At 58.8% G+C, this 19424-nt stretch carries 13 protein-coding genes; 12 read left to right on the forward strand and 1 reads right to left on the reverse strand.

Annotated features, from left to right (window positions below):
* Nucleotides 1-29 precede the first annotated feature (29 nt).
* Complete coding sequence (locus AC07OC_RS19545) at nucleotides 30-2423, reverse strand: penicillin-binding protein 1A (RefSeq protein ID WP_494602002.1); 2394 nt, start codon at nucleotides 2421-2423, stop codon at nucleotides 30-32.
* Nucleotides 2424-2691: 268 nt separating this feature from the next.
* Here AC07OC_RS19545 and AC07OC_RS19550 point away from each other — a divergent pair, with 268 nt between their 5' ends.
* The 12 genes from AC07OC_RS19550 to AC07OC_RS19605 all read left to right on the forward strand — a co-directional run bounded on the left by AC07OC_RS19550 (nucleotide 2692) and on the right by AC07OC_RS19605 (nucleotide 19404).
* On the forward strand, nucleotides 2692-3771 hold the full coding sequence (locus AC07OC_RS19550; protein ID WP_218340348.1) for a pilus assembly protein PilM: 1080 nt from the start codon (nucleotides 2692-2694) through the stop codon (nucleotides 3769-3771).
* Nucleotides 3768-4376, forward strand: coding sequence for a PilN domain-containing protein (locus AC07OC_RS19555; RefSeq protein WP_218340347.1), 609 nt, complete (start codon nucleotides 3768-3770; stop codon nucleotides 4374-4376). The genes AC07OC_RS19550 and AC07OC_RS19555 overlap by 4 nt, the downstream gene beginning before the upstream one ends.
* Before the next feature lie 3 nt (nucleotides 4377-4379).
* The gene (locus AC07OC_RS19560) at nucleotides 4380-5057 is read left to right on the forward strand and encodes a type IV pilus inner membrane component PilO (protein ID WP_218340346.1); all 678 of its coding nucleotides are present in this window, start codon (nucleotides 4380-4382) and stop codon (nucleotides 5055-5057) included.
* Nucleotides 5054-5596, forward strand: coding sequence for a pilus assembly protein PilP (locus tag AC07OC_RS19565; protein WP_218340345.1), 543 nt, complete (start codon nucleotides 5054-5056; stop codon nucleotides 5594-5596). The genes AC07OC_RS19560 and AC07OC_RS19565 overlap by 4 nt, the downstream gene beginning before the upstream one ends.
* On the forward strand, nucleotides 5593-7737 hold the full coding sequence (locus tag AC07OC_RS19570) for a type IV pilus secretin PilQ (RefSeq protein WP_218340344.1): 2145 nt from the start codon (nucleotides 5593-5595) through the stop codon (nucleotides 7735-7737). The genes AC07OC_RS19565 and AC07OC_RS19570 overlap by 4 nt, the downstream gene beginning before the upstream one ends.
* 46 nt (nucleotides 7738-7783) lie before the next feature.
* Complete coding sequence (locus AC07OC_RS19575; RefSeq protein WP_255591218.1) at nucleotides 7784-9286, forward strand: putative Ig domain-containing protein; 1503 nt, start codon at nucleotides 7784-7786, stop codon at nucleotides 9284-9286.
* A gap of 336 nt (nucleotides 9287-9622) precedes the next feature.
* Nucleotides 9623-10726, forward strand: a complete 1104-nt coding sequence (gene aroB, locus AC07OC_RS19580; protein ID WP_218340342.1) for a 3-dehydroquinate synthase — start codon at nucleotides 9623-9625, stop codon at nucleotides 10724-10726.
* Between the two features lie 54 nt (nucleotides 10727-10780).
* Nucleotides 10781-11986, forward strand: coding sequence for a deoxyguanosinetriphosphate triphosphohydrolase (locus tag AC07OC_RS19585; RefSeq protein ID WP_218340341.1), 1206 nt, complete (start codon nucleotides 10781-10783; stop codon nucleotides 11984-11986).
* Between the two features lie 116 nt (nucleotides 11987-12102).
* Complete coding sequence (locus tag AC07OC_RS19590; protein ID WP_218340340.1) at nucleotides 12103-12741, forward strand: DUF1415 domain-containing protein; 639 nt, start codon at nucleotides 12103-12105, stop codon at nucleotides 12739-12741.
* A complete protein-coding gene (locus AC07OC_RS19595; RefSeq protein WP_218340593.1) occupies nucleotides 12738-13706 on the forward strand; it encodes a class I SAM-dependent methyltransferase in 969 nt (322 codons plus the stop codon). Before AC07OC_RS19590 ends, AC07OC_RS19595 begins: the two co-directional genes overlap by 4 nt.
* Nucleotides 13707-13793: 87 nt before the next feature.
* Nucleotides 13794-14492 carry a transposase gene (locus AC07OC_RS19600; protein WP_218340339.1) on the forward strand — a complete coding sequence of 233 codons (699 nt, stop codon included), beginning with the start codon at nucleotides 13794-13796 and terminating at the stop codon, nucleotides 14490-14492.
* A gap of 181 nt (nucleotides 14493-14673) precedes the next feature.
* On the forward strand, nucleotides 14674-19404 hold the full coding sequence (locus AC07OC_RS19605; RefSeq protein ID WP_218340338.1) for a glutamate synthase-related protein: 4731 nt from the start codon (nucleotides 14674-14676) through the stop codon (nucleotides 19402-19404).
* Nucleotides 19405-19424: the final 20 nt, after the last annotated feature.

The raw sequence follows: 19424 nt of genomic DNA on the forward strand, positions 1-19424 counted from the left end.
AGGCTGGGCCTCTGATAGTCCCGGCCGTGTCAGTTGCGGAACAGGTCCAGGATGCGGTTTCGCTCCTCCGCCGGGGGCGGTGCGTGCGGGGCCACCGCCGGTGACGCAGAGCGGTCATCAATGCCCACACTGGAGATGCCGCTGTGGCGGGCGTACTCCTCGTAGAACCACTCCCCGCCGACGTTGACGACGCCAGCCGGCACCGTGGGTTCCATGACAGGCACACCCTTGAGCGCGCGTTCCATGAAATTGATCCATACCGGCAGGCTGAGCCCGCCCCCGGTTTCGCGGCTTCCGAGGTTGCGGGGCGTGTCGTAACCAATCCAGGTCACGGCGGCGATGGTGGGCTGGTAGCCGGCGAACCATGCGTCGACCGAATCATTGGTGGTGCCGGTCTTTCCGTAAAGGTCCGGGCGTTTGAGCGTGGATTGCGCGCGCGCGGCGGTGCCGGACCGTGTCACCTCCTGAAGGAGGCTGTTCATGATGAAGGCGTTGCGGGCGTCGATGGCGCGGGGCTGCTCGCTGGTCACCGGTGGCGTTGTTTCCGAGATCACGCGGCCCTTGTGGTCCGTGACCTTGGCGATGAGCCAGGGGTTCACACGGTATCCGCCATTGGCGAACACGGAATAGGCGGTCGCCATCTGCAGCGGCGTGACCGAACCCGCGCCCAGGGCCATCGTGAGGTAGGCCGGGTGCTTTTCCGCATCGAAGCCAAAACGCGACACCCATTCCTGGGCCGTCTTGGGGCCCACGGCCTGCAGGATCCGGATCGAGATCATGTTCTTGGACTTGGCCAGGCCGGTGCGCATGCTTATGGGCCCGTCGTACTTTCCGTCGTAGTTCTTGGGCTCCCACGGCTGGCCGCCCGTGACGCCGGCGTCAAAGAACAGCGGGGCGTCATTGATGACCGTAGCGGGCGTGAACCCCTTTTCCAGCGCCGCGGAATAAATGAAGGGCTTGAAGCTAGACCCCGGCTGGCGCCACGCCTGGGCCGCGTGATTGAACTTGTTCTTGTCAAAGTCAAACCCACCCACCAGGGCCCGGATGGCTCCGCTGCGCGGGTCCAGGGCCACGAACGCGCCCTCGACTTCAGGCAGTTGTGTGATCTCCCAGGCGTTCTTGGGGGTCTTCACGACCCGGATCACCGCACCTCGGCGAATCTTGATGTTCGGCGGTGCCTTGTCGCTGAGGCCCGACTGCGCGGGCTTCAGGCCATCGCCGGTGATCTCGAGGTTGTCGCCGTTGGCCCGGGCCGCAATGATCTTGCGGGGAGAGGCTTCCAGAACGACGGCGGAGAGGACATCCCCGTTGTCCGGGTGATTGGCCAATGCGTCGTCAATGGCATCCTCGACCTCCTGGGCTGCAGTGGGCAAGGCCACGAACTTCTCCGGCCCCCGGTACTGCTGTCGCCGCTCGTAGTCCATGATGCCCCGGCGCAGCGACCCATAGGCAGCTTCCTGCTCTGCCGCGTTGAGGGTCGTGTAGACATTCAATCCCCGTGTGTAGGCCTCGTTGCCATACTGAGTGAAGATCAGCTGGCGCGCCATCTCGGCGACGTACTCCGCATGGATCCGGGTGTTGTCCGGTCCTGACCGGATTTTGAGTTCTTCCTTCTTGGCGTCCGTGGCCTGCTGGGCTGTGATGAATCCGTTCTCCTCCATGCGCTCGATGATGTACAACTGCCTGGAGCGCGCCCGTTTCGGATTGCTGATCGGGTTGTACGCGGAGGGCGCCTTGGGCAGGCCGGCCAGCATGGCAGCCTCTGCCACCGACACGGATTTCAATGGCTTGCCAAAATACGCCTCCGAGGCCGCCGCAAATCCATAAGCGCGATTGCCGAGATAAATCTGATTCATGTAAATTTCAAGAATCTGATCCTTGCTCAGTAAATGCTCAAGCTTGAATGTCAGTAAGATTTCGTAAATTTTGCGTGTAAATGTTTTCTCTGAAGAGAGGTAAACATTGCGTGCAACCTGCATCGTGATAGTGGATGCTCCCTGGCTTTTCACGCGGCCCAGATTGGCGAGACCAGCGCGAACCACGCCCTTGTAATCAACGCCGCCGTGTTGAAAGAAGCGGGCATCTTCAATGGCCAATACTGCGTCCTTCATGACCTTGGGGATTTCTCCAATGGGGGTGAGATTGCGGCGCTCTTCCCCAAATTCGCCGAGCAAAGCACCTTCCGCTGAATAGACGCGCAGGGGCAGCTTGGGCCGGTAGTCGGCGAGGTCGGAAATGTCCGGCAGGTTCGGGTAGGCGACGGCCAGGGCCACGGCGATGGTCAGCGCCAGCCCGAAAGCGGCTGCAGTTGCCAGGCCTGCGATCCAGAGGATTGCACGCAGGAACCAACGAAGCCAGGTGGGACGGTGGGGAGCGGGGGAGGAGTCCGGCTTGTCGGTGGACTTCGATGGAGAGGACGGCATATCGCTCCGGAGGGGTAGGGCCCCCCATTATAAAAATGTCTGCTCCTGAACACGGAAAATCGCAGCGCCGTGCGATGAGCAGGTTGCCAAAAGGCGCGCCACCCTCCCCAAACGGTCTTGCAAAGCGCCAAAAATTCGTCTGCTTTTGGCAACGCTCCGCAAGTGTTACGCGGGGAAAAATCTTTGCTGGAGAACTATCTTACTGATAGCATTCATGTGAAGTGTTAAGTTTTGTTGCCTCATTTTGGCAAGTTACAGGGGACCAATCTTGAGCTCAATGGGGTCTTTGTTCAGTCGCCAGTCTGCGCCGCTGCTGGGAATCGACATCAGTTCTTCCAGCGTCAAACTGGTCGAGCTGGGGCGTGATAAGGCGGGCAGTCTGGTGCTGGAGCGCTGTGCGATCGAGCCGCTGGAGCGCGGGTGGATCGCCGATGGCAACATCGAGAAGTTCGATGAGGTCGCTGATGCCCTGCGCCGACTGGTCAAGAAAAGCGGCACGCGCACGAAGAACGTCGCCTTGGCGTTGCCGCCGTCGGCTGTCATCACCAAGAAGATCACGCTGCCAGGCGGGATGACAGAACAGGAACTCGAAGTTCAGGTCGAGTCCGAGGCCAATCAATACATTCCCTTCTCCCTCGACGAAGTGAGTCTGGACTTCTGCGTCATCGGGCCCAGCAAGAACGCTCCTGGCGATGTGGACGTCCTCATTGCCGCGTCGCGCCGCGAGAAGGTACAGGACCGGCAAGGTTTGGCGGAGGCAGCCGGGCTCAAGCCGGTGGTGGTGGACATTGAATCCCACGCGTCCCGTCTGGCTGCAGGCCGCCTGATTGAGGCGTTGCCGAAGAAGGGGGTGGATGCCATGGTCGCACTTTTTGAAGTGGGTGCCCTGACCACGAGCATGCAGGTCATTCGCAACGAGGAAGTTCTTTACGACCGCGACCAAGCATTTGGTGGGGCGCAACTTACACAACTGATTGTTCGCCAGTACGGGTTCTCCATCGAAGAGGCCGAAAGCAAGAAGCGAAATGGTGACCTTCCTGAAGATTATCAATCTGCCGTCCTTCGACCTTTTGTAGACAGCATGGCACAAGAAATTGGCCGGGCATTGCAGTTCTTCTTCACGAGTACACCCCACAACCGCGTTGATCACATCATGTTGGCCGGAGGATCTGCTCCATTGCCAGGCCTGACAGAAGCAGTGACCCAGCAGACCGGATTCGCGTGCAGCGCCGTCAATCCATTTGACGGCATGGAAATTGGAAGTTCCGTTCGTTTGAAAAAAATGGTGCGTGAAGCACCGTCGTATCTGACCTCATGCGGTCTGGCCATGCGGAGGTTCCTGCAGTGATATTGATCAACTTACTTCCTCACCGGGAAGCTGCGCGCAAACGTCGAAAAGAGGCCTTTCAGGCCACGATGTTTGCATCATTTCTCATCGGTTTGGCTATTGCGGGTTCGATTTACTGGTGGTTTCAGACGATGATCACAGCCCAGCAGGAGCGAAATGCATTCTTGCAGAGCGAAATTAAAGTTCTTGAAGGGCAGATCAAGGAGATCGCAACGATTGAAGATGAGATTGCTGCTCTGCGAGCCAGGCAAAAAGCTGTCGAAGATCTCCAATCTGACCGCAATCTGCCCGTTCATTTGCTCAATGAGCTTGTGCGCCAGATACCGGAGGGTGCGTATGTGACCAGCATCAAGCAAACTGAGCAGGTCATTGCCATGCAAGGTGTCGCTCAATCCAATGAGCGTGTTTCTGAAATGCTCCGCAATCTCACGGATAACACCCCGTGGTTATCGAAGCCGGAGCTGGTGGAAATTGTAGCAAGTAACGTTGCGCTTTCCTCCAAAGATCAGCGTCGGGTCTCATCCTTTAATCTGCGCTTCCGGCTGATGCGCACCGGGGAAGCACAAAAAGCAAAAGACGCTGCCAGCGCCGCGATCGGGAAATAAAACATGGCAAAAAAATCAAAGGCAAATGTTGATTTCGTTGCTTTGCAGGACGGCCTTTCCAAGCAATTTCGAAACCTGGACACCAAAGATCCTTCATTGTGGCCGGTAGTCCCCAAAGTATTGCTTTGCCTCTTTATTGCAGCTGCTGTAGCAACTATCTTATGGTTCGTAAAAATCAATGAGTATGAGGTGGAGCTCACTGCTGAAGTGGCGAAGGAGCAAGCTCTTCGTCAGGACTATCAATCGAAATTGGTTAAGGCTGTGAGCTTGGAGGCGTTGAAGCGACAAAGAGAGCAGGTGCAGCAATACGTGATTCAGCTTGAAAAACAGTTGCCTAGCAAGGCTGAGATGGCAGCACTCTTGTCCGATATCAATCAGGCGGGGCTCGGTCGGAGCTTGCAGTTCGACCTGTTTCGACCGGGGCAGGTGGTCGCAAGGGAGTATTATGCCGAATTGCCAATCCAGGTGCGTGTCACGGGGAAGTACCATGATATGGGGGCGTTCGCATCAGATATCGCTCATCTTTCTCGAATTGTCACTCTTAATAATATATCAATAAATCCCGTTGCAAAGGATGCTAACGGAGTCCTGACAATGGAAGCGACGGCGCGTACTTTCAGGTATCTTGACCCCGAAGAAATTCAGGCTCAGAAGCAGGCGATAAAGGCTAATAAAAAATGACGTCTTATAAACTGACTGGGTTGGTTTTCGTCTCTTTATTATTGAGCGGCTGTGGATCATCGGGCGACGAAGAGTTGCGCCAATGGATGTCTGAATTGCGCGCGACAACCAAGCCTCGCATTACTCCGTTGACCGAACCGAAGCAATTCATTCCTCAGGCCTATTCGATGGATTCGGGCGTGGAGCCTTTTAACGCGGTGAAATTGACGCAGGCGTTACGCCGGGAGTCTACGCAATCTACCTCAAACGCCGCTCTCATCGCGCCAGAGATGGCTAGACGAAAAGAGCCGCTCGAGGCTTATCCGTTGGATGTCATGGTCATGGTCGGTAGCCTGGATAAAAAAGGAATGCCCACCGCACTTTTAAAGGTTGACAAGTTACTTTATCAGGTACGAGCTGGAAATTATATCGGGCAAAATTACGGGAAAATAACAAAAATAACCGAAAATTCAATTCAACTGCGAGAGATCGTGCAGGACGCTACAGGTGACTGGATTGAGCGCGCAGTTTCGCTGGATCTGCAAGAGGGCAAAAAATGAAATACTCGAAAGCTTACATAGTAAAAATCTGTCGAATTGCGATTGGGTTCTCAATCGCTATTTTGGCTCCTCTTGAGGTTCTTGCAGATACTGTTATCCGTTCTGTGACAGGGAGCGTGCAAAACGGTGTGGACGTCATACGTATTGATTTTGCGGAACCTCTTAAGGAAATCCCAACAGGCTTTGCGATTCAAACGCCTCCGCGCATTGCCTTGGATTTTCCTGGTGCATCGAATGCAATCGGAAAAAGCAATATTGAAGTCGGTCAGGGGAATGTAAAATCTGTCAATGTGGTTCAAGCTGGCGATCGGTCTCGGGTTGTTCTTAACCTGAAGCAATCGACATCCTATCAAGCTGAAATTCAAGGAAACTCGTTGTTGATTTCTTTGGCAATAGCTCCTTCAGCGTATTCCGCATCCCAGCCTGCTCAGGCGCTAACGTTTTCGGATCCTGCAAATAATGATATTCAAACATTAAAAGACGTGGATTTCAGGCGGGGAAGCGATGGCTCCGGACGGGTAATCGTGATGCTTCCATCCAGCCAGGTTGGGGTTGATATACGCCAACAGGGCAAGGGCTTGGTCGTCGATTTCCTGAAATCTTCTTTGCCGGAAGGTCTGCGCCGTCGCTTGGACGTAGGTGATTTTGGTACGCCTGTGCAAGCTATTACGACCGTGCAGCAAGGTGAAAGAGTGCGAATGACGATCGATCCCGTTGGCGATTGGGAGCACAGTGCATATCAAAGTGATAGCCAGTTTGTAATTGAGATTCGCCAAAAGAAAGTGGATCTGAACAAGCTTACTCAAGGCCCTGGGTTCAGCGGAGAGAAGTTGTCGCTTAACTTCCAGAACATTGAAGTTCGCTCACTTTTGCAAGTGATAGCTGATTTTACGAATTTCAATATTGTCACCTCGGACACCGTCTCGGGCTCACTAACTCTCCGCCTCAAAGATGTGCCTTGGGATCAAGCACTCCAAATCATCATGGATGCCAAGGGCCTTGGCATGCGTAAATCAGGAACGGTTTTGTGGATTGCTCCCAAAGATGAAATTGATGATCGGACAAAAAAGGACTATGAAGCCGCGCTGGCGATTCAAAAGCTGGAACCGCTAAGGACTCAGGCATTTCAAATGAACTATGCGAAGGCGGTGGACATGGTCACTCAATTGTCTACGTCAAGTAGCGGTGGGGGATCCGGAGGGACATCAAATAGATTCCTTTCTGAGAGAGGGAGTGCAATTGCTGAGCCCAGAACCAATCAACTGTTTGTGACTGATACTGCGAGCAAATTAGAGGAAGTTCGCCAGTTGCTGTTGACTCTGGATGTCGCTGTTCGGCAAGTGATGATTGAGGCGAGAATTGTCGAGGCTTCCGATACTTTTGGGCGGTCGCTGGGCGTTCGCTTGGGTGGGACAGATCTGCGGGCTAATCGCGGCGGGACAGGCGGGTACAATCTTGGCGGTGGTAATAGTGTTGCTTTCGGCACTAGCTACAGCAACGCTGTCGCATCCTCTGGTGCGGGCGGGACTGCGAATACCTTGGGCAATTTTGTTAACCTACCCGCACAGGCGCAAGGTGGATTCGATCCAGCTAGTTTTGCAATATCTATTTTCAATTCCGCGGCCAATCGATTCTTGAATCTTGAAATATCGGCGATGGAAGCTGATGGGAAAGGCAAGATTGTCTCCAGTCCTCGGGTTGTGACTGCAGATCAGACCAAGGCATCGATAGAGCAGGGTACGGAATTTCCTTATCCAGTGACTGCTCCTAATGGCGGAACCGTCATAGCCTTTAAAAAAGCCGTGTTGAAGTTGGAGGTCCTGCCTCAGATAACCCCTGAAGGAAATATCATTCTTGATCTGGATGTTAACAAAGACAGTCCGGGGGAAATTCTTCAGAATGTACGGGCAATTAATACCAAGCATATTAAAACCCAGGTATTGGTTGAAAATGGCGGAACGGTTGTGATTGGCGGGATTTTTGAGCTTTTTGAGGATGATGCAGAGGCCAAAGTTCCGTTTCTGGGGGACATCCCAGGCGTTGGAAATTTGTTTAAAACAAAAACCAAGCAGGCAAATAAGCAGGAAATGCTCATATTTATTACACCCAAGGTAATTACCGAACGTACTGCGGTTCGTTGATGCAAATTTATAGGGAAAGAAGATGCAGAAAAGATTCAAAACTCTCATGATCGCAACAACCATTGCGCTGTCAGCGTGTGGTGGAGGTGGTGGAAGCCCGGGTGAGACCCAGGAGCACTACACTATTACGTTGCGTGCGGACAAGGCACAGTTGCCGATCAATATCGCTGATACGTTGCCCGGTCTTGGTGCCTACCGACCCTACACAACAACTCTTTACGTTGAAGCCCGGAAAGGAAATTTGCCAATACCTGGTGGCGAGGATATTTTTGCATGTAATGTTGCGGGAGGTTTGGACTCCGGTGCATTATATTATCTGGATGGTAAAGCGGAGCACGAAACAGAAGTTGATGATGGTAATGGTGGGACGGTTAAGGTTCCTAGCGCATATCGAAATATTACGCTAGGCTCAAACGCTGGTGGCAATTCTTTTCATTTCCATGCAGGGGACCAGGCGGGAAATGCCCGTATTACATGTACGGTTCAAGACCCTCTTGATAAACAGCAAAAGTCAGCCAGCGTGGAGATTTCCGTTGGGGGTGCAACAGGTAAGCCTGCCAGCGTCCGTCTGGCAGCCCAGGTCAATGATATTCTGGGAACCAAGTTCAATGCGAACGGTATTCTGAATCAAATGGCCATTCAGGCGTTTGTCATGGATGATGCGAACCAGCCAACTGGCAGCACGTCGGGTTCGAATGTGCAGGTTCGTATTCTCTCGGGAACCGACGCAGCCGTAGGCGCCCGTTTGGTTGCGGGGAGTCAGAGTGGCAGTGTGCTTCAGTTGCCTTCGATTGGCGGGGTTGCACTATTTTCACTGCTGAGCGGTACGGAAACCGGCACGATCTTCCTGGAGATGACGGCTGATCGTGCTGACAACAATGTGAGCAACGGCATCTCTGATCCGATGGTTGGCATTCTCCCGATTCAAGTAATGGCGGCACGTACAATTGCGCCTACGATCGATAATAAGGATCTAGGGACCGTTACTAAGGGTGTGCCATTCACGGCGTACTTGGAGGCGAAGAACGGTTTGCCCCCCTTCACCTGGTCGGCTACTGGCCTGCCAACAGGGCTGGCCGTGGATGCGAGTACGGGCATTCTGAGCGGCACGGTAAGCCAGGATGCGGCAGAGCGTGAGTACCGCGTTACAGTGACTGCTACTGATAAGAACAAGATATCTGCAACTGCCACGATTACATTCAAGGTGGTCGGCGGCCTGCCAGAAGACTTTGCCATCGGCGATTGCAATTCCACGGCGGTTTGTTCGCTGGGATCTGCGCCGGTCGGGAAAAACTTCACTTATTCGTTCGTCTCGTCGACAACGGGTGTGACGTGGTCCTTTGGCGGCTTGCCAGCGTGGTTGACTGCAGGAACATCGCCCACGGCTGGTGTTTTGAATGGCGTACCAAAGGTGGCTAATTGCGGTAGCCAACGATTCTTGGTCACGGCGACGAAGGGAGCGACCTCGGTGACTCGCACATTCAATATTGACGTTGTGACCGGACCAATACCTCCTGGTGGTGTGCCGGAAGATTACACGTGCCCCTGAGTAGTTAGCCTGCGACCCCTAGAGGGTGGCAGGTAATTAATCAGAATTTCTATGACTTCATCCCCGGCGTGTCCGGGGATTTTTTTGTCTCGAGTTTGAGCGACCGGATGATTCTGGTCCTGACTAGCATCTTCTCCAGATTGGTTTTTGTCAGGCGAGGTGGAGGTCTTGCTTAGCATGGTTGGCGCACGCACACACACCCGTCGGGGCGAATCTTTCTCGCCACAGGGCGTATGTGGACACTTTTACTGGGGTTGATTTGTCCGCCGGCATCTCCAGCATGCACAATAGCTTTGGCGACGAAGCATCGCGTCGTCGTAAAAATACCGTTTTTTTATGTCCCTTACTGCCCAAGAAGTCGCTATTGACTTAGGTGACCGCAGCTATCGCATTGCGATTGGCGGTGGTCTATTGAGTAGTGCCACCACTTATGATGGCCTGCCGCGCGCCGGTGCCGCATTGATTGTGAGCAATACAACGGTCGCCCCGCTCTACATGGCGGCACTGAGGGCCGCGCTGTCGGAGCGCTACCCGCAGGTTCATGAGGTACGGTTGCCGGATGGCGAAGCACACAAGGACTGGCAGACCCTGCAGAAGATTTTTGATGTGCTGCTGGAGCGCGGCTGCGACCGCAAGACGGTCCTGTTTGCGCTCGGTGGTGGTGTAGTGGGTGATATGACCGGCTTCGCCGCTGCGAGCTACATGCGTGGTGTGCCATTCGTGCAGGTGCCGACCACGTTACTGGCGCAGGTGGATTCATCCGTGGGGGGCAAAACGGCGATCAACCATCCGCAGGGCAAGAACATGATCGGCGCGTTTTATCAGCCTCAGCTGGTGGTGTGCGATCTGGATGTACTCGACACGCTGCCTCCGCGCGAACTCAGCGCGGGTCTGGCGGAAGTAATCAAGTATGGACCGATCGCGGACATGGCTTTCATGAAATGGCTTGAAGCCCATATCGATGCCCTGCTGGCGCGCGACCGCGCTGCGCTGGTCCACGCCGTGCGTCGCAGTTGTGAGATAAAGGCATGGGTGGTGGGGCAGGACGAACGTGAATCGGGCTTGCGTGCCATTCTGAATTTTGGCCACACCTTTGGACATGCGATCGAAGCCGGAATGGGATATGGCGCTTGGTTGCATGGTGAAGGTGTGGGAGCCGGTATGGTGATGGCAGCTGAGCTGTCGCATCGCCTGGGTCTTGTGGATGCAGCCTTTGTGCAGCGACTCACGGTGCTGATCGCCCGCGCTGGGCTGCCCACCCAAGGACCAGTGCTTGATTCAAACGACAACGCGGGACGCTACCTGGAGCTGATGCGCGTGGACAAGAAATCGGAAGCAGGCGAAATTCGTTTTGTCGTCATCGATGGTCCCGGCCGAGCTGCCCTGCGTTCCGCGCCCGACCGTCTGGTGCGTGACGTGATCGATGCCTGCTGCAAGTGATACAAACGCGATGCAATTGCAATGCCGATTGCTGCTATTTTTTTGTAGCTAGAAATGCTCGATAAAGACGGAGCGCTGGCCCCCAATTGGGGGCGCAACTCGGATCTCCGCCCCTATGCTTGCGACCCCACAGTGAGCCGTGGGCGGCGCTATCCTGAGGCAGCTGCGCCTACGCGGACGGAGTACCAGAGGGATCGGGATCGAATTGTTCACTCCACAGCGTTTCGGCGGCTGGTCTATAAGACGCAGGTTTTTCTTAACCACGAAGGCGACCTGTTCCGTACTCGCCTGACCCACTCGCTGGAAGTAGCCCAACTCGGGCGTTCCATAGCACGTTCACTGCGCATCAATGAGGATTTGGTAGAGGCCATCTCGTTGGCCCATGACCTGGGCCACACGCCCTTCGGGCATGCTGGCCAGGACGCGCTGCATGGCTGCATGGCCGAGCACGGGGGCTTCGAGCACAACCTGCAGAGCTTGCGCGTGGTGGACAAGCTGGAGGAGCGCTATCCACAGTATGACGGGCTGAATCTCACGTTCGAAACGCGGGAAGGGATTCTCAAGCATTGTTCCCGGCAGCACGCCCGGCAGTTGGAAGACGAAGAGCCCGATGGCGTCGGTGCGAGGTTCTTGCGCCACGAACAGCCGAGCCTGGAGGCACAGCTGTGCAATCTGGCAGACGAGATCGCCTACAACGCGCACGATATCGACGACGGTGTGCGCTCGGGGCTGATCACGCTGGACCAGTTGCAGGATGTGCCATTGTTCGACGAGTACCGGGCTGCTGCCGAGTCGGAGCATCCGGACCTCGCCCAGCTGCCACGCCAGCGGCGCCTGCTGTACGAGGCCATACGGCGCATGCTCAGCGCGCAGGTCTATGACGTGATCGACACCACTAGGACGGCGCTCGCACGGCATGGCCCGGCCAGCGTCGATGGAGTTCGCCAAGCCCCCGCGCTGGTGATGTTCAGTGATGGCATGCGGGAGCGCTCCCAGGTTCTCAAGCGGTTTCTTTTCAAGAATCTGTACCGCCATCCGCGTGTGATGGAGACCACGGGCCGCGCGCAGGAAGTGGTTCGCGACTTGTTCGCGGCTTACACGGTGTCGCCGCAAGAGATGAAGGCGGCTTTCGCGGAGCAGGCCTCGGCAGACCAGGGCCCGTTGAGGGCACGGGCGGTGGCGGATTTCATTGCGGGCATGACCGACCGATTTGCGGCGCGCGAACATGGGCGCCTTACTGGGCGGCGACTTCTCGACTGAGGGCTGCGCGCGGCTGTGCGCATGTGGGGCGTGTCGTTGCAGGCGGAGGCTGTCGCCGGAGGCAATGGCGCCCGGTAAAATCCGCAGGCACTTCATTGCGCTTCGCGCGCCTCCCCATGACTTCATTCCCTTCCACGGCTACGGTGGGCTCCGAGGAGCCTGCCGCATTGTTCATTCGCGACACGGTCCAGTGGCTCGAGCGGGCGGTGATCGGCCTCAACCTGTGCCCCTTTGCAAAGGGCGTTCACGTGAAGGGGCAGATTCACTACGCGGTAGCGCTGACTGGGGATCTGGCAACGATTCTGGAGGTACTGCGCAGTGAACTTGCCGCCCTGGCGGCTAATCCTTCCGAGGTGCGAGACACCACGCTGCTGATCCTTCCCCATTGCCTCCATGATTTCCTGGATTTCAACGACTTCCTGGAAGAGGCAGAGGCCGTGCTGGAAGAAGTGGGCATGGAAGGCACGCTGCAGATCGCCAGCTTTCACCCGCGGTTCCAGTTTGCGGGTACGCGGGAAGACGATGTGACCAACTGCACCAACCGCTCACCCTATCCCACGTTGCACCTGCTGCGCGAAGAGAGCATCGACCGCGCTGTCGAGGTGTTCCCCGAGGCGGAAACGATCTTCGAGCGGAACATCGAGGTTTTGCAAGAACTAGGCATGTCGGGTTGGGCCGCTCTGAGCGTAGGGCCTGGGGCCTCCCTGCCGGCGCCGCCAGCGGTAAAAGACACGGAGCAAGGACCATGGCAATGACGAAAGCCGCGAAAGAGAAAGCTGCCCGCACCCATTCCCAGGCGCCGGACTCCTCGGGTAGTGGTGCTGACGCTAAGGCCAAGGCTGCCCCGACCGGGGAACTGTCCGAGCTGCGGCCAGGCCAATCCGTGGAATTGCTCAAGGAACTGCACATCCTCACGCGCGATGGGCGCCTCAATCAGGACTCGCGGCGCAAGCTCAAGCAGGTGTACCACCTGTTCAACTTCATCGAACCACTGCTCGCAGAGCTGTCCACCACCAGCCAGGGGCCCACGCTCGCAGACCATGGCGCGGGCAAGTCGTACCTGGGCTTCATCCTGTATGACCTGTATTTCAAGGCGCTCGGGCGTGGCCATATCTACGGCGTGGAGACGCGCGCCGAGCTCGTGGAAAAGTCGCGTGTGCTGGCGCACAAGCTGGGCTTTCAGCGCATGTCGTTCCTGAATGTGTCCGTGGCGGAATCCACTGGCGCAGATGAATTGCCAGCCCACATCGACGTGGTCACCGCCCTGCATGCCTGTGACACGGCCACCGACGATGCCATCGCCTTCGGCCTGCAGAAAAACGCCCGGGCCATGGTGCTGGTGCCTTGCTGCCAGGCCGAAATGGCCGCCTGCCTGCGCCAGGGCAAGGCCCTGCAGCTGGCGCGCACGCCACTGGCCGAGCTCTGGCGCCATCCGCTGCACACCCGCGAGCTGGGAAGCCAGGTCACCAATGTGCTGCGCTGCCTGTACCTGGAGGCAAGTGGCTACCAGGTCACGGTGACGGAGTTGGTGGGCTGGGAGCACAGCATGAAGAACGAGCTCATCATTGCCCGGTACACAGGCCAGAAAAAGCGCAGCGCCTCGGATCGGCTGCGCGCCATTCTGGAAGAGTTCGGGCTCGACAGGGCGCTGGGGGCGCGTTTTGGATTGAAGCCGCAGGCTGGCGATACGCTAGTGGCTGCGGACGCAGTGCCACACTAGCCTCGCACCGCAGGCAGGGCTCCGCCTGGACGGGATAATCGGGGACGGATTTATGATCGCCCCCCATCCTTGCTCCCGTCGACATCCATGGCCCGCCTGCCACGCCTGACCTTGCCCGGTCATCTGCACCACGTCATCCAGCGTGGAAACAACCGCCAAAGCATCTTCATCGACCACGAAGACTTCGAGAGCATGCTATTGCTGCTGGCGGACAACGCTCAGAAATACGGGGTGGCTGTGCATGCCTATGTGCTGATGGACAACCACTTCCATCTGCTGGCAACTCCCACCACCGTCGATGGCTTGCCGCAGATGATGCAGGCGGTGGGGCGGCGCTATGTGCAGTATTTCAACCGTCGCCATGCCCGCACCGGTACGTTGTGGGAGGGGCGCTACCGCTCCACGGTGCTGCAGCCTGAGCGGTACCTGCTTCCGTGCATGGTCTACCTCGATCTGAACCCCGTGCGCACGGGGCAGGTGGTGCAGGCCTGCGACTACGTGTGGTCCAGCCACGCCCATTGGCTGGGCCTGCGCCACGACCGCCTGCTCACGCCCCATGCCCTGTACTGGGCGCTGGGCAACACGCCGTTTGCGCGCGAGGCGGCGTACGCCGCACTGGTTCAGGCGGGCATCGGATCGCAAGAGCAGGCCGCGCTGACGTCATCCGTGCTCAGCGGCTGGGCGCTGGGCGACCCCGGCTTTGTGCAAGAGTTGCAAAAACACACTCCGCGTCGGGTGACCCGGGGACAGGCGGGACGGCCGGCGCTTCACAAAAAATCTGAATGATTCGTGGCCATGCATAAGGCCGCATCGGGTCTATGGCTACCAAAAATGATGTGTCCCCAATAAAAATGATGAGCTGATCTGTAGCTATTGATTAAGAATCTGACCCTAATTAATGTGCTTGCCAAAAGATGTTGCAATGCACTAATCTTCCACTCCCTGCGAAAAATATGAGGAGTGCGCCATGACCACGGCTGCCGAGATCCAGCATCTGCAACAACACGGTTTGTATTCATCGGGTAACGAACACGACGCCTGCGGGCTCGGCTTCGTGGCCCACATCAAGGGTGAAAAGCGCCACGACATCGTGACGCAGGCCCTGAAGATCCTGGAGAACATCGACCACCGCGGGGCGGTGGGTGCCGACAAGCTCATGGGTGACGGTGCCGGCATCCTGATCCAGATTCCCGACGCGCTGTACCGCGAGGAAATGGCGAAGCTGGGCGTCACGCTGCCCGCCGCCGGTGAATACGGCGTGGGCATGATCTTCCTGCCCAAGGAGCATGCCTCGCGCCTGGCTTGCGAGCAGGAGATGGAGCGTGCCATCAGGGCCGAAGGCCAGGTGCTGCTCGGCTGGCGCGATGTGCCGGTGAACCGCGACATGCCCATGTCGCCCACCGTGCGCAAGAAGGAGCCCATCCTGCGCCAGGTGTTCATCGGCCGTGGCAACGATGTGATCGTGCAGGACGCGCTGGAGCGCAAGCTGTACGTGATCCGCAAGACCGCCAGCGCCAACATCCAGGCGCTGAAGCTCAAGCACAGCAAAGAGTACTACGTGCCGAGCATGTCCAGCCGCACCGTGGTCTACAAGGGCCTGCTGCTGGCCGACCAGGTGGGCACCTACTACCTGGACCTGCAGGACGAGCGCTGCATCTCGGCCGTGGGCCTGGTGCACCAGCGTTTTTCCACCAACACATTCCCCGAGTGGCCCCTGGCCCACCCGTACCGCTACGTGGCGCACAACGGTGAAATCAACACCGTCAAGGGCAACTACAACTGGATGAAGGCGCGCGAAGGCGTGATGGCCTCGCCCGTGCTCGCGGCCGACCTGCAAAAGCTCTATCCCATCAGCTTCGCTGACCAGTCCGACACCGCCACGTTCGACAACTGCCTGGAGCTGCTGACCATGGCCGGCTATCCCATCAGCCAGGCCGTGATGATGATGATCCCAGAGCCCTGGGAGCAGCACACCACCATGGACGAGCGCCGCCGCGCCTTCTATGAATACCACGCCGCCATGCTCGAGCCCTGGGACGGCCCGGCGTCCATCGTGTTCACCGACGGCCGCCAGATCGGCGCCACGCTGGACCGCAACGGCCTGCGCCCCTCGCGCTACTGCATCACCGATGACGACCTGGTCATCATGGGCTCGGAATCCGGCGTGCTGCCCATCCCCGAGAACAAGATCGTGCGCAAGTGGCGCCTTCAGCCCGGCAAGATGTTCCTGATCGACCTGGAACAGGGCCGCATGATCGACGACGACGAACTGAAAGCCAACATCGTCAACACCAAGCCCTACAAGCAGTGGATCGAGAACCTGCGCATCAAGCTCGACAGCGTGGGCACCGACACCGCGTCCACCCCTGAGGCCGCACCCTTGCCGCTGCTCGACCGCCAGCAGGCCTTCGGCTACACGCAGGAAGACATCAAGTTCCTGATGGCCCCCATGGCCAGGAACGGCGAAGAAGGCATCGGCTCCATGGGCAACGACAGCCCGCTGGCCGTGCTCTCGGGCAAGAACAAGCCGCTGTACAACTACTTCAAGCAGCTGTTCGCGCAGGTGACGAACCCGCCGATCGACCCGATCCGCGAGGCCATCGTGATGTCGCTCAACAGCTTCATCGGCCCCAAGCCGAACCTGCTGGACATCAACCAGGTCAACCCACCGATGCGGCTCGAAGTGAGCCAGCCCGTGCTGGACTTCGCCGACATGGCCAAGCTGCGCAACATCGAGAAGTACACGCAGGGCAAGTTCAAGAGCGCCACCATCGACATCACCTACCCGCTGGACTGGGGCCGTGAGGGCGTGGAAGCCAAGCTCGCCTCGCTGTGCGCGCAGGCCGTGGACGCCATCAAGGGCGGCGCCAACATCCTGATCGTCAGCGACCGTGCCGTGAGCGCCACCCAGGTGGCCATCCCCGCGCTGCTGGCCCTGTCGGCCATCCACCAGCACCTGGTGGGCGCAGGCCTGCGCACCACGGCCGGCCTGGTGGTCGAGACCGGCACCGCGCGCGAAGTGCACCACTTCGCCGTGCTGGGCGGCTACGGCGCCGAGGCCGTGCACCCCTATCTGGCCATGGAAACCCTGGCCGACATGCACAAGGACCTCGCGGGCGACCTGTCGGCCGACAAGGCCATCTACAACTACGTCAAGGCCATCGGCAAGGGCCTGTCCAAGATCATGTCCAAGATGGGCGTGAGCACGTACATGAGCTACTGCGGTGCCCAGCTGTTCGAGGCCATCGGCCTGAATACGGAAACGGTGGGCAAGTACTTCACCGGCACCGCCAGCCGCGTGGAAGGCATCGGCGTCTTCGAGATCGCCGAGGAAGCCATCCGCATGCACAAGGCCGCCTTCGGTGACGACCCGGTGCTCGAGACCATGCTGGACGCCGGCGGCGAATATGCCTGGCGCGCCCGTGGCGAAGAGCACATGTGGAGCCCTGATGCGATCGCCAAGCTGCAGCACAGCACGCGCGCCAACAACTGGAACACGTACAAGGAATACGCCCAGATCATCAACGACCAGAGCAAGCGCCACATGACGCTGCGCGGCCTGTTCGAGTTCAAGATCGACCCTGCCAAGGCCATCCCCGTGGACGAGGTCGAGCCCGCCAAGGAGATCGTCAAGCGCTTCGCCACGGGCGCCATGTCCCTGGGCTCCATCTCCACCGAGGCGCATGCCACGCTGGCCGTGGCCATGAACCGCATCGGCGGCAAGAGCAACACCGGCGAGGGCGGCGAGGACGCCGCGCGCTACCGCAACGAACTCAAGGGCATCCCGATCAAGCAGGGCGATACGCTCAAGAGCGTGATCGGCGCCGAGAACGTCGAAGTCGACCTGCCCCTGCAGGATGGCGACTCCCTGCGCAGCCGCATCAAGCAGGTGGCTTCGGGCCGCTTCGGGGTCACGGCCGAATACCTGTCGTCGGCCGACCAGATCCAGATCAAGATGGCCCAGGGCGCCAAGCCCGGCGAAGGCGGCCAGCTGCCGGGCGGCAAGGTCTCCAACTACATCGGCAAGCTGCGCCACAGCGTGCCCGGCGTGGGCCTGATCTCGCCCCCGCCGCACCATGACATCTACTCCATCGAAGATCTGGCCCAGCTCATCCATGACCTGAAGAACGTGGCGCCGCACGCCAGCATCAGCACCAAGCTGGTGTCCGAAGTCGGCGTGGGCACCATCGCCGCGGGTGTGACCAAGTGCAAGAGCGACCACCTCGTGATCGCCGGCCATGACGGCGGCACGGGCGCATCGCCCTGGTCGTCCATCAAGCATGCTGGCGGCCCCTGGGAGATCGGCCTGGCCGAAACCCAGCAGACCCTGGTGCTCAACCGTCTGCGCGGCCGCGTGCGCGTGCAGGCCGACGGCCAGATGAAGACTGGCCGCGACGTCGCCATCGGCGCGTTGCTCGGTGCCGACGAGTTCGGTTTCGCCACGGCACCCCTGGTGGTCGAGGGCTGCATCATGATGCGCAAGTGCCACCTGAACACCTGCCCGGTGGGTGTGGCCACGCAGGACCCCGCGCTGCGCGCCAAGTTCTCGGGCAAGCCCGAGCACGTGGTCAACTACTTCTTCTTCATCGCCGAAGAAGTGCGCCAGATCATGGCCCAGCTGGGCATCCGCAAGTTCGACGACCTGATCGGCCGCACCGATCTGCTCGACATGCGCCAGGGACTGGAACACTGGAAGGCACGTGGCCTGGACTTCGGCCGCCTGTTCGCCCAGCCCAACGTGCCCGCCGATGTCCCGCGCTTCCACGTGGATGTGCAGGACCACAACATCGAGCACACGCTGGACCGCAAGCTCATCGAGCGTAGCAAGCCCGCGATTGAAAAGGGCGAGCGCGTGCAGTTCATCGAGGTGGCGCGCAACGTGAACCGCTCCGTGGGCGCCATGCTCTCCGGTGCCGTGACGCGCGTGCACCCCGAGGGCCTGCCGGACGACACCATCCGCATCCAGCTCGAAGGCACGGGCGGGCAGTCGTTCGGCGCGTTCCTCACGCGCGGCATCACGCTGTACCTGATCGGCGACGCCAACGACTACACGGGCAAGGGCCTGTCGGGCGGCCGCGTGATCGTGCGCCCCAGCATCGACTTCCGCGGCGACGCGGTGCGCAACACCATCGTGGGGAACACCGTGATGTACGGTGCCACCACGGGTGAAGCCTTCTTCAGCGGCGTGGCGGGCGAGCGCTTCGCGGTGCGCCTGTCGGGTGCCACGGCGGTGGTCGAAGGCACGGGCGACCACGGTTGCGAGTACATGACCGGCGGCACGGTGGTGGTGCTGGGCAAGACGGGCCGCAACTTCGCCGCGGGCATGAGCGGCGGCGTGGCCTATGTCTATGACGAGGACGGCCAGTTCGACACGCGCTGCAACATGGCCATGGTCAGCCTGGAGCGCATCCTTCCGGCTGAAGAGCAGAAGGCCAGCGTGCCCCGCGCCATCTGGCACAACGGCCAGACCGACGAGGCGCAGCTCAAGAAGCTGCTGGAGGACCACAACCGCTGGACGGGCAGCAAGCGTGCGCGCGAGCTCCTGGACAACTGGGCGGCATCGCGCAGCAAGTTCGTCAAGGTCTTCCCGACCGAGTACAAGCGTGCGTTGGCTGAAATTTATGAACGAAAAGTGCTGGAGGAGTCCGCTACGCCAGCGGTAGCTGCTACAAAAAAAGAAGCGGTCCCCGCCAAGTAAGGCGATGCCGCAGAGACCAG

This window comes from Acidovorax sp. GW821-FHT10E04 (assembly GCF_059415185.1).

Coding starts and splice junctions, on each gene's coding strand:
- AC07OC_RS19570 (WP_218340344.1), top strand. CDS start 5,593: ATGAAATACTCGAAAGCTTACATAGTAAAAATCTGTCGAATTGCGATT.
- AC07OC_RS19565 (WP_218340345.1), top strand. CDS start 5,054: ATGACGTCTTATAAACTGACTGGGTTGGTTTTCGTCTCTTTATTATTG.
- AC07OC_RS19590 (WP_218340340.1), top strand. CDS start 12,103: ATGACTTCATTCCCTTCCACGGCTACGGTGGGCTCCGAGGAGCCTGCC.
- AC07OC_RS19585 (WP_218340341.1), top strand. CDS start 10,781: ATGCTCGATAAAGACGGAGCGCTGGCCCCCAATTGGGGGCGCAACTCG.
- aroB (WP_218340342.1), top strand. CDS start 9,623: ATGTCCCTTACTGCCCAAGAAGTCGCTATTGACTTAGGTGACCGCAGC.
- AC07OC_RS19595 (WP_218340593.1), top strand. CDS start 12,738: ATGACGAAAGCCGCGAAAGAGAAAGCTGCCCGCACCCATTCCCAGGCG.
- AC07OC_RS19575 (WP_255591218.1), top strand. CDS start 7,784: ATGATCGCAACAACCATTGCGCTGTCAGCGTGTGGTGGAGGTGGTGGA.
- AC07OC_RS19605 (WP_218340338.1), top strand. CDS start 14,674: ATGACCACGGCTGCCGAGATCCAGCATCTGCAACAACACGGTTTGTAT.
- AC07OC_RS19560 (WP_218340346.1), top strand. CDS start 4,380: ATGGCAAAAAAATCAAAGGCAAATGTTGATTTCGTTGCTTTGCAGGAC.
- AC07OC_RS19545 (WP_494602002.1), bottom strand. CDS start 2,423: ATGCCGTCCTCTCCATCGAAGTCCACCGACAAGCCGGACTCCTCCCCC.
- AC07OC_RS19600 (WP_218340339.1), top strand. CDS start 13,794: ATGGCCCGCCTGCCACGCCTGACCTTGCCCGGTCATCTGCACCACGTC.